Below are 16,404 nucleotides of genomic sequence, written 5' to 3'. Positions count from 1 at the left end.
GATAGGCCGTGACCAGCGTTCAGTTAATGGCGATGACGGCCTTGCCCGTGTCGTGGCCGATGATTCAGGTTCGCCTTTCAGGGTTTTTGATCCTTCTGAGGTAGACGCTCTCCTGCCCATGCGACAGCGGGCTAATGCTGTTGTAGAAAAACCGGGGACAGGTGACGCCTCTTCAAGACGTTTTATGGTGACAGAGGGTGGTGAGAACCTGAATCTTACCGGTTACCAGATCCTCAGAAACTCACAGGATGGCCCACAACTGGCCTTCAGACCGAGAATTCCTGCTCGTTGTGCGAGACAGGTGGATGGTTGCAGTACCAGAAACAGCGCAGTCCTGAATGAGGATATTGATGTTTCAGCCACTCTGGAATCTGAAGTCGATCAGGCCAGTCGTACGGTTCAGGCACTGCCTGATAATACCATTGAAGAAGTCGACTTTAACCGTAGGGGGGGCAACCTTTATTTACTGGAGCTTAATGAAGCCGGAGATATAACCGGGCAGAGAAGGGTGACCAGCAATCGTCCGCGGGATGCCCTGTCAGCAACGCCACAACTCGGCGCTGTTGAGCCTTATACCCCTGAGGCAGGAGACAGTCATGTAACGGTACTCAAAAAAACCGCTACCGGTGAACTTTACCAATCTCTTGATCTTTCCAGTGACGGTAATACTCATCGAGGCTGGCCACTGGGTGACGGTGATTTATTGCCTGATGCGGGACCTACTGCTGAACGACATAATATTGTTTCCCAGCAGGATGGCAGCCGTCGGATTCTGGGAATAGAAGTACGCTCTGATGGTGGTGCTGGCAGTGTTGACACTCGTGTTGTTGTTGCTAATGAGGGTTCTGCTGTCAGTGATATGGTCAATGTTGCTGATGTCTCTGCAAGAGCGATAGAAGCACCGGCCATTTCAAAAGGCCTGCTCTACAGCAATCAGGTTTATCCGGAGATTCAGTATTACGTATCGCCGGAGTATCAGAGCCGAGTACCTGATTATGAAGCGCGGTTGTCTGACCTCAATACTGTTCTATCTGCATCCTTTATAAACGAGCTGGGTGAAACAACAGCTGATACCTTCAGAGACAATACCCCATCATCACGACCTGCGAGTATTGATGACCTTGTTAGTTCAGGCACGATCAGAACAACTGATAATGCTCACCTTCGTATAGACGATGAAACTCGACTTCTGTTGGTACTCGATACCCCGGATAACTTACCAGCATCAACTACTTCTCGACTCCCATCCGCATGGAGTGATGCGGATGCTGTTGTCAGGGGGCAGGGTTCATTCAGTACGGTTCATGTTGACCCGGGTTTTAATGGGCCAAGGCCTAACTATGAGCAGATTGATGGTTTTCTGAGTCGTTCGACAGACTTCCTGCGTCAGGTGTATCAGGCCAGTGAACAGGTCAGTGGTGAATACAGGGTCATTACTGAGAAGCAGATAAAAAGTATACAGAATGATTTCAGAGGTGACCTCGGGTTACCGGAGCTCAGCTATGAGGCTGCGCCGGATGTTCCGGTTCCTGAGCAGGATGCGACTCCACAGCGCATTGGTTTTGAAGAAGAGTTTTATGCCTTTAAAGTCGAGGATGCCAGTGGTAACAGCCGTTATGACGCTAATGCACCTCGGGAAGTCTTAGCTAGAACCGGCACGACTGATGCCGGTGTCAGTCGACTGGCCTTGACGGTTGATCAGGGTTTTGTTGGTCAGACCCGGCTTGAAGTTGTTTATGGCCCTCAGCAAAGCGACAACTATCATCAGGGCTCGGGTACAACACCTCCCGAGTTCTATCAGGCCAGAGACATTCTGGTAGAAACACTGGGTGAAATACCGGACCTCGAAACAGGATCGCGGGTTCAGCAGGTTGCCGATAGTTTTAATGCCAAGCTAGAACAACGGATGGGTGATGCCGGGCAACCTTATAGATTGACAGATGTGGTATTGCCTGACTATACACTGGCACCTTCTGTTATTGGCTTAAGTCCTAATGAGCGAGCCGTGCAAACCAATATCGCTATTGAGTTTAAGCGGATTGGCGATGTGTTTTCTGGCATCGATCAGCTGGCAGGCACCAGCGCAGTGCAACGGTCGCTGGTTAAACAGTCACAAATAGAAGGTAACCGTCTTGCAGGGCTGGTGACCAGTGCCCCCAGCGCTGAAATCAAATCTTTGATGACCATGGTCGTGTTGCAGGAATTGATGCACAGTCAGTTCCCCGGCGGCAGGGCAGATAAAACCAAACTGGACAGCCTGTTACGAGCAGGATCGGCCGATGCAGTCGCTTCTGTGCTCAGTGATACGGATATCAGAACGCTTAAGACCTATGTAGACAGTTCGCTCGATACACCGAATTCAGGCTTCAGAGCTGAACTGAACCGATCTATTGATACTGCTTCCAGAGAAGTCTTCAATAAACCGGCGGCTGAAAAACTGGATCTTTCCCTGACCAGTGAAAGGGTGACCGGTACTTTTGAAAGCACGCTTTCAGCACGTTTTGATCGGGTTCAGGATTCATCTATTTCAGACTCGAAGTTCAGATTAGGTGAGAGTGGTCGTAACTCTGATTTCATCTCGATACTGCCTGACAGTGAAATAGTTGCTCTGACCGGAGCCATCAATGAACCTTCCAGAAGACCGGTTTACACCAACAGCAGTGGTAGTGAAAGCTTCGTCATTCTAGAAGTCCGTCGAACGTTTAACGACTTTAACGGCATATTAACCAATACCCCGGAAGCAACCGGTGAGAATGGTCGCATCAGGTTGATGCAAGGTACAGAAGGACCTGGTGTGAATGCTGATGTGACCCGAGCCTGGGTTAACAACGTTCAGCAATCCTTGCAGACAGAGAATACCGGTGTCAGAGCAGAAATCAGACAACAGTTAAATACGTCGCTGGATGCATTAACTTCATCACAACTGGAATCAGTCAGTAAGACCTTTGCCGAGCAGGCGACGTTGAAAGTCAGCGCCACCAGCAATGATGTCCAGAGAGCAGCGGTTGTCAGCAGTAACCAGCAGCTGTCCGACAGTATTTCCCAGCGCCGTTTGCCTGTTTTACTGCAGGAAATAGCAGCAGGGCATCCCCTGTCTGAAGCCAGCCAGAGAGAACTGGGTGGCCTGCTTGGAAGTATTGGCGATGATGCCCGCTTTGAATTCGGTACAGGTTCTGACAGGGTTACTGTACAGCTGAGAAATGATGTTGGTTTTGATGCGTCTTTCTCATTGCGCCAGGAAAACCGTATTGTTATTGGTGTCGGAGACAATGACGGTGATGGTTGGGCTGCACAGGTTCGAGGTAGAGCCACTGAAAAACTGTCGTCTTATTTGCTGAATCCGGCGGGTTGTGAAGGCAACCTTTGTTCTGTTGATCTGATTTCCCTTCGTCCACGGATAGACGGCAGTGATATTCTGCCGGCAAAAGGTCGTTTGTCCGTTAACGGCTTGCTGGACCGTATTCTGACTTTCCAGTCAATCTCTCTTGATCTTGCTGAAATTGGTGAAACAGGTCTGTCCAGACAGATTAATCAGCAGGTGCTGCGGTCATTGACTGCCTTTGATGCCCAGAATTTCGATGCAGCCAATGATTTTCTGGATATTGATCTGACGGTTCTTAACGATCGACTGAGTGACGTAAGAAGGCAGTTTCCGGAACTTCATGAAGTGCCTTCGGATGACAGTTCTGACTTGTCCAGAACCATTGCGCAGCTCGATCAAATAGGGGCTGAGCTGGATGCATCACTCAGCAATGATGATTTCATTACTGCTCTGGACAGGGCGGTTGATGAGTCACCGCTGCCTGATTTTGATGAAGATGCCATTGGCTTCAAACTCAGTGATTATATTGACCAGAGTAATCCCCGGCATGTATTGCAGCAGGATATTGTTGACCAGTTTGAACTTCGTCGGTCGACGGTTGTACCTGAGGATATAGCCAGTAATGGAGCACTGCAGAAAAGTATCCTCGATACTCTGGTATCAGAAGCTTTGGCTTTGCCAGAACAGCGCAGAACGCCTCAGCAATTGCTGGATGACTCCATACGCCGACTCAAGGCAGTAGACCCGGATGTTGCGGTAGATTTGGACGTCATTCGTGATGCACTGAATAATAACGCCGAATTCAGAACGGTTCTTGATGATATAAGTACAGCGTCGTTCAAAGACAGTTTTAATACCAATGTGCCTGCGCCGAAGATTTCCAGAAGTTACTGGAATACCCGGGGTATAAGAAAAATTATTAGCCGCATTGATAACAGCTTTTATATGCAGAAGCTGGGTCTGGCGATTGATAACAAATACGTGTCTGGCATCAAGTCCATTGTTGGTGGTGCGCAGCTGGCTTATGGTGCTTACTCCACTATTAAGGGCGCTATGGATCTGGCCGGAGGCTTTGATCAGCTGGATACGGAAAGCAAGATCTTTGCCATTGCCGGCATGAGCTTTGGTGGTGCAGGGATTATTGTCGGTACAGCGGGTATTGCGACCTCTGTTGCGGCAAAAGTAGTCCCCAAAATAGTCACCAAAGCAACAGTAAAAGGGATTATCTCGTCAACCAGAGCTGTGGCAGTCAGTGCCAAAGTGACGACCTACGCTGTTCGCTTTGCCAGCATGGGTGGTAACCTGGTATCGATTGGTGCGGGTACTTACGCCATTATCTCAACGTCCAGAGATCTGGATAATGCCCTGAGACATGGTAATGATGCGCAGGTAGCTTTCCATACCGCTAACCTGGTGCTTGATGCCCTGGGTCTGGCACTGGATGGTATCAGTTTCGTACTGGATACAACCCAGATTCTGGCACCCATCGGTGCCCTGGTCGATGTTATTGCTACGGTGATATCGCTGGTGCAGCTGGTGATGTCTTTCTTTGTACCGGCAGCCAATGCGTCACAGAATTTTGAGACGGTGCTTGGTTCATCTGAATTCCGTGAAAGCTTCAATAGTATCGTCAGTGATTTCAACGATCAGGGATATCGGGTTGTCCGGTATGTTATTGACGCCCTGAGTCTTGGGGTTGATAACCCTTATCAGGATGATCTGCTGAATATTTTCCAGGTGCTTGAAAGCCTTTATGAGGAAGGTAACAGAGGTCTGGCACTGCTGGATCTGACTTCTTTTGACAGAGTTGTGGCCGGAACTCGTGGCGATGACTACATCAGGTTGAGTGGCGTTGCTGATCAGAATGTAATTCTGGGTGAAGGTGATGATATTGCTTTTCTTGGCCCTGGTGCGGACAGAGCCAGTGCCGGATTTGGTAATGATGCCGTGTACGGTGAAGGTGGGGTTGATAACCTAGCAGGCGACGATGGTCGTGACATTATCGATGACGGTTTTGATGCCGGTGCAATACGAACCGGAGCGGGTAACGACTTTGGGCACCCGGGTACCGGTGCCATTCTGGCCGATGGTCAGGGCGGAACAGGCGACACACTGGTGCTGCCTACTCTGGATCTTGATGCCAATGATTTGAGTAAAACAGGTAATTTTACTGCAGCCTTCAGAGACAGACCATTTCTTGAAGTTGATCTTGCCGCTGGCCAGGTAAATAATCTGCTGCGGGAAAACCTGCGAAGCCAGTCATACAATGACAATGAACACTTCAGCATACCTATCAGCAACCATACCGGGACTCCGCGTGCAGCAGATTATTACCCTAAAGGTCTGTTTGCTAATGTTATAGAGCTTGAATACACCCACAAAAACACTGACCGAACCTACAGCATTCGCCAGGGTAACCCGGAAACCTTCTCTTATTCGTCCGTCCGGGATATCTGGCAGCAAGCCGGTACTGAAGGGTACATACGACAGTCGCTTAACTACTTCCTGACGGCTGATTTTGATGAGATACAGCAGAATTACCTGCTTAACAGGGATGATATTCAGGATCGTACAGTACCTGCTGATATCAATCTGGTGCCTTATGAGTCGCTGAGAGAGTTCAGTGACACTAATAATGAACAAGGGCAAAGGGTTTATGGCTCCGGTATTCGGGATATGTTTGAAGCCTTCAAGCAGTTGACCTGGAATCGAGAAACCACCTATCGTCTGGGCCATGCGGCCATTGGTGTAGGAACCCGTGGTAGAAACTGGGGGGATGCCAGCAGGTGGCCTGGCAGGGGCACAGAGCGAGAAACCATAATTCAACGGGTGGGCACAGCTGACTGTCCAATCCACCTGAGTTGTTCTGACGAATATTTAGCGGTTCAGGATGTATTGCTGCGCAATGATTACTGGGTGGGTGACCTGTACGCCATCAGCCCCTTGCAGCAGGTTGAATACACCGATCACCATAACAACATTCGTGTAACCGGTGACAGCGCCAAACTGGTCTTTATCAGTACCGCCTGTGATGCCAGCAATGACTGTAGTCCATCTGTTGAGCCTGATTATCTGGGCGGCAACAAGCCGGTCATGATGGTCTTTGATGTCAATCAACTGGCAACTCTGGGCGATCGTGGCTCGGAGTTGTCCCGTGTTTTCTCTGTCATTCTTGATCAGCTTCGTACTCAAGGCTCGATTCAAAATTTTGAAAATGTCGATGCTGCTCAGAACTCGAATGTCGTGAAGGGAGATCGTCATCCAAATACTCTTACCGGGCAGGGCGGTACAGGTCGGTTTGAAGGCAGGGAAGGTGCGGATAGTCTCATTAGCAACAGTGATGAGGGACAGAGCTTCTTTGGCGGTCCGGATAATGATTTTATACAACCAGGTTTGGGTAATAACCTGATTGATGGTGGTGAGGATAATGATACTGCCAGCTTCAAAAATCTGAAGAGTGGCATCACCATTGATATGCGGAACAGGGACCTGTCGCTCGGCAATGTATACAACAATGTAGAGTCGGTGATTGGTACCAGGTTTGATGATGTATTCCACGGTAATGACGAGAACAACCGTTTCAAGGGACTGACGGGGTTTGATCAGGCTTATGGGTATGGTGGCAGTGATACTTTTGTTATCACTCCGGGCAGAAAACTTTTCGACGGTGGTGATGACTTTGACTGGGTGATCAATGATGAAGCCCCGGTTTATGATATGTACCTGCATCTACCTAACCAGCCTGATGCGATGGCACAGAGTGCCCGTTGGAAGCCGTACAGCATAAACCTGCAGAACCAGAGTATTGATCTGCATGCCTCTTATGATTACAACGGGATTCAGCATACAGCGGCACTTTACACGATTACGCTGCAGGTTGATGGCCGGACAGAGAAGCGATATATCGCTCCAACGACTCGTTTCCAGCTGCGTGTACCAACACTCTACAATGACCTCACAGATGGTACCCGGGCTATCTACAGTCAGGGTAATGAACACACGCTGAGAAGTGACTCCACCAAATTCCAGTTGCCTTATCGGGTTTCACGTTACGACGTATTCAACTGGCAGGATGAAGCCAAGACCAGCTGGAGTCTATCGGATCTGTTTTTGAATACTTCAGTGGGTCACAAGGTCGTTGAGCTGATGTCTGTTGAAGTTAAAGTCTTTGACCGAAACAGTCGTCAGGAACTGTATGACCTGAAGCCTATGGAGTTTGACCGGCTGTTGCCGGATAAGATCATGGATCTGAGTTCGATTAATGACGATGGCAGTGTATTCACCAATATTGAAGGGATTCAGGGAACTGATGCCACCGAAACCTTCTATGGCACCGATGATAATAATACCTTTGTGTTAGGCGGTGGTTCGGATGATGTATTCACAGGACCTGGACGTAACAGGGTTATCTCTGGTCCGGGCAACTTCGAAACTGGCCGTGGCAAACATATTATCGGTCATGATGGCAGCTACAACATTGTTGATTACAGCAGGCATACGAGCACTGTTCGTTATCGCATTGATACCAGCTCTGCTCAGCCAGTGCCGATCGCTGATCGTTATGACTTGATCTCAGTGAATGCGGATTTGAAGAATGATGTCATTCTTCACACCTGGGAGCTACGCGACAGTGATGGTGCAACCCGGATTACGTTTACTGACCATGTGCCAAATGTTCACGGTGTCTCGGCCCCTGACACGGTAGATTTTGTTGTCAAGGGTGATGCGAGCAACAATGAAATCAGCTACGGCGGTGGTGGCAGAGCCAAAATCCGAACTTACCGGGGTTCGGACTCAGTCACTATTACGGGTGAACTGACGGCAGATCTCGATATAGATCTTGGCTCTGGTCTTGATACCGTTAATTTTGCCGGTACAACGACTCAAAACTACAGCTCAATTGGTATTACCTACGACATGCGCGGTACTTCTGCGCGGCAGCTCTGGACACCTATTTCCTGGCTTATTCCTGTTGATCGACAAGGCCCGGCATTCAGATTAGCTAACGCGGAGAATTTCATTGGTACGTCTCGTCACGATACCGTGACAGGCACCAATGGCAAAAACTTTATCAATGGCGTCAGCGGACTGGATCAGATCCGAACTCTGGCTGGTGATGACTGGGTTCAGATGGGGTTGAGTCGCAGGGAGTTCATAGGCGGACATTATCTGGAAGCCTATCTGCCCGATCCTGCCTTTGGATCTTATGCGGACGGTGGTGATGATACCGATACCATCGACTTCAGTCTTTTAACCAGAGAAACGCCTTTTACCAGCATGCCAAACCTGACTGGCCTGCTTATTCAGCTTGAAGATACTGAGCGACCTGCTGCAGGTTCTTCTGCCAGAAAAGGCAGCGCCCGTTATTTATTCAATGGTGCGTCTACGGGTGAAATCCATACTCGCTTTGATAACTTTGAAAATATCAGCGGCTCACCGTTTAATGATGACATCAGAGGCGCAGTGGGTGTTTACAGTGTTCTTCGAGGCGATGAAGGCAACGATATATTGCGCCCTAAATGGATTGTCAGAGCCAACGGCGTGATTGATGGAGGGCTGACAATTGGTGGTCCAGGACGAGATATTCATCTGGGCAACCGCGGTAAGGACACCCTGATTGCAGATCAGGATGCGGATTATCTGGCCGGTGGTGACAACCGTGATACTTACTGGATAAAAGAAGCGGCAGCAGGCTCTGAAATTCATGATGCAGATTTCGGTAATACCCTGATTCTTGAAGGCGCTGGATTTACCAAAGACTCCCTTGAATTTACCCTTTCAGATGACTTTATGACACTGTCGATCAGTCATAAAGAGATCGTTATTGTCACCATCGACCTGACCCATATTCCGAAGATTATTCGTGCTGATGGCAGTATGAATACATTGCATTTTGTTGAAAATCTGTCAGCTCGATTTACCCAGATTAAAATACTGGATACTTCGCAGCCACAGCCACAGCCACCAGCGGCACCCATACCAACCGCTTCCGGCAATGGCAGCGGGAGTCGCGACTATGACTATGAAAGCAGTGGTGACAGTAGCGATGCCACAGAAGCACCTACCTATGGCCCAATAACAGAACCTGAACATTTCAGGCGTCGTTTTCAGGAGGTGGCAAATTCTGGTAGTGGTTCTGGCAGTGGCTCGGGTAGCGGTTCAGGCCAGGGACAGCAACATCTGCCTGAATATGTGCTGAACAGAAATCAGGTTGCAGAACACCTGAAAAGGAAGCTGAGGTTTGGTAGCGATATTCGTCAGGATAATGCTCGAACCTATTATGGCCATGGCCCTCAGGAACTGACAGCTGGAGCCGGTAAGGATCACTTGATCAGGCTCTGTGGCGCTGACGGTCAGGACGGTGTTGACAATACCGTGGTGCTTGATGGCGGCACCGAGAATGACTATTTCAGAACCTATTGCGGCAAGACTTACTTCATTCCCGGAGACGGTAATAACCGTGCGTTCACTGACAGTAACAGTCAGGTCATTCTCGATCTGAGGAACTCTCAAGGTCATTTTAATAAACTGACAGTGTTTAATGTCTCCTTCGATGAAGCAAGAGCCACTCTGGCTTATGCGGGCGTACCCATTCTGCCCGCGACGACAGAAGGCAGCCTGTTCAATGACGCCAGTGGTTCAGGTTCAGGCAGTGGATCGGGCAGTGGGTTAGAAGAGCAACCCCTTCAAACCGTAGCGGTATTGGAAGCTGGAGCCCAACAGGTTAATGGTCGCCATCAGCGCATGGCTATTCAGGCGACCGGAACCCAAATACCAGCTCGACTTTACTTAAATAGAGCACTCAATCCTGATGCACTGACACTGATGGCCTGGTATCAGCGTGATGCTTCAAGCCCTGCGCCTGGTGCACTGGTGGAGTTATCCAGTGATGACAACAGTGCCCGTATTTCGATATCTGCAACTGGATCCCATGCTCAGGATCTTTACGTGGAAATACGGGATGGTATTAGCGTTGTCAACGCCATTACTTTCAGTGATTTTAATGACAGCAATGACTGGGCACACTTCGCTGTTACCTTAAACCAGAGCACATTGACACTCTTTAAAGATGGTCAGCCATTTGGGAGTGCACGGGAAATCACCCCTGTGGGTGCTCATGAATGGACCAATAACTTTATAGGTTCCAGCAGTACCCCGAATCGTGCGACATTTAAAGGTTTGATTCAGGATGTTGGTGTCTTTGATGAGACACTGGACAGCAAACTGATAGAGATAAGTTATTCAAATGAGCTGGCTGCTGAAGGTATCAGGAGACTGACAAGTACCGAAGCACCTGACTTCTATGTGGATATTGTCGGAGGCATGCCGGACGCACTTTTCTTTGGTGATGGTCGTATCGTCAGCGGCAGGGGTACTATCAGTCGATATATGTCAGATCTGATCAGGACAGAAACAACCTCTGTTTCACCACGACGCCTCGATCTCTCGTCCAATAATGTCAACATGTCCAGAGGATTGGGAACACTTGTTCTAGACAGCAGCTGTCGTACTTATGGGCAAATACTGCTTAATGACGGCTTTATTCAGGATAACCTGATAGCTCAGCGTCGAGGTGAGGATCTCTACCTTCATTTCTCACCCTACGACAAGAATGTCACCAATACCCGTTGGTCTGAAATGACTGACCATATGATCATCAAGGACTACTACACCGGCCAACAGCCGGTCTGGATTGAAGTGGATGGCGCTGAATTCACCCGGGCTGAAATTGAGCGTCGTGTGCAGGCATTTCCTGACACAATTGACTGGATAACCCGGGAAAACCTGTTCGATGTACGCTTTATTGCCGATGGTGATGATCTGCTGGTGTATTCACAATACCTGGTGAACTTGTCGGAAGTCAGTCTCAAGGAAATTCACGATCTTAAAATTGAGAATTACTTCCTGAACCCCGTCGACATGCGAGTCAAACTGATCAACGATGAGTTGCTGCGGGGGCTGGATGATGTAACTGATGAGGCTGGCTCAGGCTTCGTACCTGAAATTCCCGAGGTGACGCTTGATAATCGTGTTGTGCAGAAAATTGCACTGGCCGCCTCTGATCGTCTGGAAGAGTTTATTGACAGCGGTTCTTATCGTCTTGATCTTTCTGATCCGGATGCTGCTGTCAGTGCAGAAAGAATATCTATTTACGAACTCAATGCTGCCAGAGTATTTGATCTGATTGGCTACCAGGACAGTACACGGCCGGAGGATCCGGATGAATCACTGACGACGACGGCTGATCAGGAACCGGAAACAACTACAACACCAGTGACCGTGGATCAACCCGCAACAACTCAATCCGCGACAACTCAACCTGCAACAGATCAGACGGCAACAACCGGGACTGCAACAGGCGTAACGACCGCACCAGAAACTGATCAAACTACAGGTCAACCGTCGGAGTCTTCCGGCGGTGGTTCAGGTGAGTCCGGATCTGGTCACAGTCCCGATGAGCAACCGTCTACTGAAATTCCTACTATCGAGCCATCCGTTCGACCTTCACTGGCGTTGTCGTATAAACCGCTGGTGCTGGTTGGTTCGAATGGCAACGATCAGGAACTGCAGGCAGCTGACTATATTATTACTCTCGCCATGAAGGGCGATAACACCATTGTTCTTCAGGATGATGATTCAGAGCCTGCAGCAGCGACAACCACTGAAACAGTTTCAACTGTGCCGACACCGAGCAACCCGACTCCTGCTCCTGCTCCTTCTTCTGAAGACGGTTCCGGGATAGTAGAAATGGATCTGGTTTCAATTCCGGTTTCTGACAGCAGTCGGCTGATTGATGGTGGCCCTGGCTTAAATGATCGATTAATGCTTGATGGTTCAGGAAGTGTTGCGGTTGATCTCAATAATCAACAGGTTGTGATAGGCGACCATCAGTGGTCATTCCTGAATACCGAGATTATTGTGCTGAACAGTCCCTCAGGTGGGCAACTGTCTGGTACTTCCCAAGCGGATGAAATAGAAGTTTTGCAGGGCAGTGTCAGGTTGGACATGAACGCTGGCAATGATATCTCCAGATTTTACGGCCAGAGTCTGGTGACTTATCAGCTGTCGCTGAATGATGGTCAGGACACCATTGTTTTGGAATCTGATTCAGGCAGGCCTGGTCAGCAGCTTAATACGTTGATACTACCTGATACAGCCAGAAATGATGGCTGGTCACTGGATGTGACTCACCCTTTACCCTTCTTTGAAACGCCAAGACTCGAGAACGGTGAAGTATCAAGATATGCCTATAGCGATGCTACGTTACCGGGCAAGGTTAAGCTCTATGGTCGCACCACCCTGACAGCGGATCGTTTTGGTAATCCAGACCAGGCCATGTTGTTAACGGACCCTTATCAGGGCGGTTACTTACCAGCGGTTGAATCCGGTGGCGCGATGACTCTGAGTGCATGGGTGCGCAAAAACGATTACAACCACGGCATTGTCTGGGATTTCAGTGACAGTGGCAGCAGAGATGCGATTCGACTCTATTTTGCGAATGTTTATCGCAACCAGGGTATTCCAGCCTGGGAGGAATATGAACGTCGACTGACCGAAGACGAAGATTTTATCCGCTTTGCCATTCGCAATGAACGAGGTGACTGGAGCCAGATTGATACTCTATATCGAGCAGAGCCCGGGGAATTACGCCATCTTGCTGTGACCGTAGATGATACTGGTTACATGAAACTGTATCAGAATGGTGAAATGACCCATGAAACCCAAGGTGTGGTACCTGTTGTTAAAGTCAGGCGCTACAACTATCTGGGTTACTCAGCTTCAAGCATCTACTACAACAGGCTTAGTGGAAGCATTGAGTCACCTGTGATTGAGCGAAGGGCTTTGACTGATGATGAAGTCAGGGAGTTGTACACTCTGTCCACAGCTACGGTTTCACACCTGAGGCTTGAGGATCAAGAGACCGGGATGGTTATAAAAAATGGATTTCCTCAGATAATCACCTTTTCTGACAGTAGTGACATTCCTGTTGCAGATTTAGTACCGAGTATCAGGGATTCGTATTCGCCTGCCGAGTATACAGAGCCACCCACAATCCCTGACAGTGCATACGAGGGGCCTCAGCGTAGAAGACGGTCAACGGAGGAAAATTTAGCTGCAGATACGTATTTTACTGCGGGTGACGGGGTCATGCTACTTGAGGTTCAAGATGTCAAGAGACTGAAGATTACTGCCTGTAGACAGGATGTTTATTTTAATCAACAGGGTAATGATCTGATCGTTGCACTCATTAACAATATCGAATTATTCAGGCAGGACAGCAGGAAGTGGCTGGATGCAGTACCGGACTGGTTGCGTATAGTCGATTACAGCATTTCTGAGTCCAGAGTGATTGTTGACCTCAGGGAAGTCAATTGTGGTGAAAGTGATCAACATATTACCGAACCTGTTCGAGAGTTAACGGAAATGGATATTGCGCTTGAAGTACAGGGTTATCCAGCCCTTCCTCAGCGCTTATTCCGAACCTGGCTGGACGATACCCGAATGATCAGGCAAGGCAGTGATCTGGTTATTTATATCAGTGCCGTCAACATGGATCCTCATGTTTCTCTGGAAGAAACATGGCGGGAGGTGATTACTGATTACTTCTCTGGCGCTGGCACCGAACGACTTATCTTCAAACGCAGTCACCGACCCGAAAAAAGCAGTACAGAATCACCAGGGGCAAATAGACGACATATCAGTCTATCAAGACAGCAGGTGAGTGACCTCTGTCAGTTCACAGAAATGCGATGGCAGCATTTATCAAACACCAAAGATTCACCGATTGAGCTGTTGAAAGTTCATGAAGCCTTTGCTGTGACAGGTGGCTATGGCCATCAACCTGCTTCAAGCAAACATTTCCCGGGACCCAAACTGGGAACGGGTGCTGCTGACCGTTTTGCCAATATTACTTCAGGCGATTTTGTATCCTTTGATGGCGATGACCGGTTTGAAATCCAGCCTGGACGCGAACATTACGGGTTGTCTGGCATTATTCATGCTGGCCGTGGCAGTGACACGTTGTCCTATAGACAGTCACAGGGGACAGCCGTTGTTATTGATATGGAGGCCAATAATCTTACGGTAAATAATCACGTTAAATGGTTATTTGAAAGTATCGAAAACCTGGAGTGGCAATCAGACAATGAGTTCACTGAACCAGATCATCAGAAAACGACAGCTACTGTAAAAATTGCATCCGCTACGGAAACCATCAAAGAAGTGGGTAAAGTCGATAGCGAATACCTGGTTGACGTAGCTGCAGGAACTGTTCGTATCGATGACCAGGCCGGTGATGATGTACTGGTTCTGTTGGATGACGCAGATCTCAATGGTATTCATATTGAAGTTCGTGAAGGGCAGCGACATATCTCTTTGTATAAGGGACGTTGTTCTGTTGTCGATGTCCAGAGCAGTCTGGAATCGATCCAGATCAATAATGTTAAGCACTCTCTGGCACTATTGACTCAGGAAATGGCCAGTTTCAGGAGCGGTGAATCCGATGGCATTCAACCAACCCAGCAGAATGTCGCGACCGTGAATAACCATCAGTCGCTGGCATCCACAGCAAGCTATTTTGGAGGTCAGCGATGAAATTCCTGAATGAATTTAAATCTCGTCGGAGCTCCCTGGTTCTGGCAGTTGCTGCCGTTCTATCGTCAATGACGGGCTATGCTTTGCCATTACCTGAATGGCGATTTGAGTCGGCCATTAATGCCGAATCTCTGGGTATTCCCGGCACACTGTTAAGAAAAGTCGACAATATGGCTCTCTGCCACCAAAGGAGTGTTGATTACCTGTTTCTGGCGGCCAAAGAGAGCGGTGCAATACTGGTATTGAGAAGTGGCCGGGACACCTCTGAATGGTCTCTGCATCAAGTATTTGTTGGGAGTCGTTCCTACGGCTCTACTGACGACAGTCGTTACAGAGTCAATCATATAGATTTGTTGAGTTCGCCAACGGGTATAGAGCTGGCTGAAGACTGCAGTCGTTTTATGGTCACTAATAGTGACTCGACCGGCAGGCATTCGAATACACTGTTATTTACTCAGGCATTGGGTGAGTCAGTGTTCTGGAGCCTGTCTCCTTCATTGGTGGATCAGTCGGTTATTGAGGATACAGGGCCTCATCGTAAAATTGCTGACCTTAGCGGACCTGAAGGGTTGGCTGTTGATTTTCAAACAGGTCAGGCAGTGGTTGGAGCCTTTGCGAGTTCTTCTTTGCATCTGCTGAATATTAACAGTACATCCGAGGGTCAGATTACTTCACTGCAAAGGCCCTTCACTTTTGCATTTCAAAACGCCGAAACGGCAGGACTGAATGGCATCAATAGAGTCGTTAAAGCGGATCAACATATTTATACCTTCAGCCCATTGTCAGGTCGTATTCAGCATTATCAATTAAATGATCAACGCCTCGCCTATACCAATAGTTATACTGCTCGCAGCCAGTCGTTGCAGAGGCCTGTAGCTGTCGAGTGGACAGGAGTGTTAAACAGACAGTTACTGGTAGCAGATAGAGACCTTCAATCGGTTGTCATTTTTAATCAAAGAGAAAATGGCAGCGTGGAAGAAGCTCAGGTGGTCTCCGACATTGATCGTCCTGTGGATATGGTGCTGTCGCACAATAAACAGTCGGCTTACCTGATTACGGATAGTGCCCCCTATATCAGAGGCCTGGCTGCAAACAGCGAAAAACACTGGCTAAAACAGTCTGCAGGTGTTTTAGGTATTACAGACCTTGGGCTTTATACCGAACTACCAAGATCAGTTGAGCTGAGCAGGCAAGGTGGAACACTGGTGATTGCCGGCAGAAGAAATGACGCAATGGACGATACCCTAGTGTTTTACAGCCGGATTGTTGATGTTATGGATGAAGGAGATAGCCCTGAAGATAAACACTCACCAAGCTATGTAAACCCTTCGTATTATATAGTGCCACTTTCGATATTAACGATTGTCGGGATGACAGTAGTTGGCAGTATCGTTGAATACAAAAAAGGCTGTATAAATTCAAACTTCTGTGGGTCTCATAGAGGATTGTTACAGATAAATAACCTGAATATTAAATACTCACCTTAA

General features: G+C 48.5%; 2 protein-coding genes (1 of these 2 only partly in view). Both read left to right on the top strand.

Annotation, left to right across the window (positions count from 1 at the left end; translation table 11 throughout):
* A protein-coding gene (locus tag EOPP23_RS17335) for a LamG-like jellyroll fold domain-containing protein (protein WP_194842661.1) crosses the window boundary here: on the top strand, positions 1-14,917 show its 3' portion. It extends 10,862 nt beyond the left edge of the window; only the last 14,917 of its 25,779 coding nucleotides appear in the window; its start codon lies off the left edge, out of view; the stop codon is at positions 14,915-14,917.
* A complete protein-coding gene (locus EOPP23_RS17330; protein WP_153767267.1) occupies positions 14,914-16,404 on the top strand; it encodes a hypothetical protein in 1,491 nt (496 codons plus the stop codon). The genes EOPP23_RS17335 and EOPP23_RS17330 overlap by 4 nt, the downstream gene beginning before the upstream one ends.

Source organism: Endozoicomonas sp. OPT23, from assembly GCF_009653635.1.
Classification (GTDB): Bacteria; Pseudomonadota; Gammaproteobacteria; order Pseudomonadales; family Endozoicomonadaceae; genus Endozoicomonas_A.
This window is presented reverse-complemented; position numbering and strand designations above follow the sequence as displayed.

What these genes read in the sequence shown, in the direction of transcription:
- EOPP23_RS17330 (WP_153767267.1), top strand. Translation starts at nt 14,914, where the DNA reads ATGAAATTCCTGAATGAATTTAAATCTCGTCGGAGCTCCCTGGTTCTG.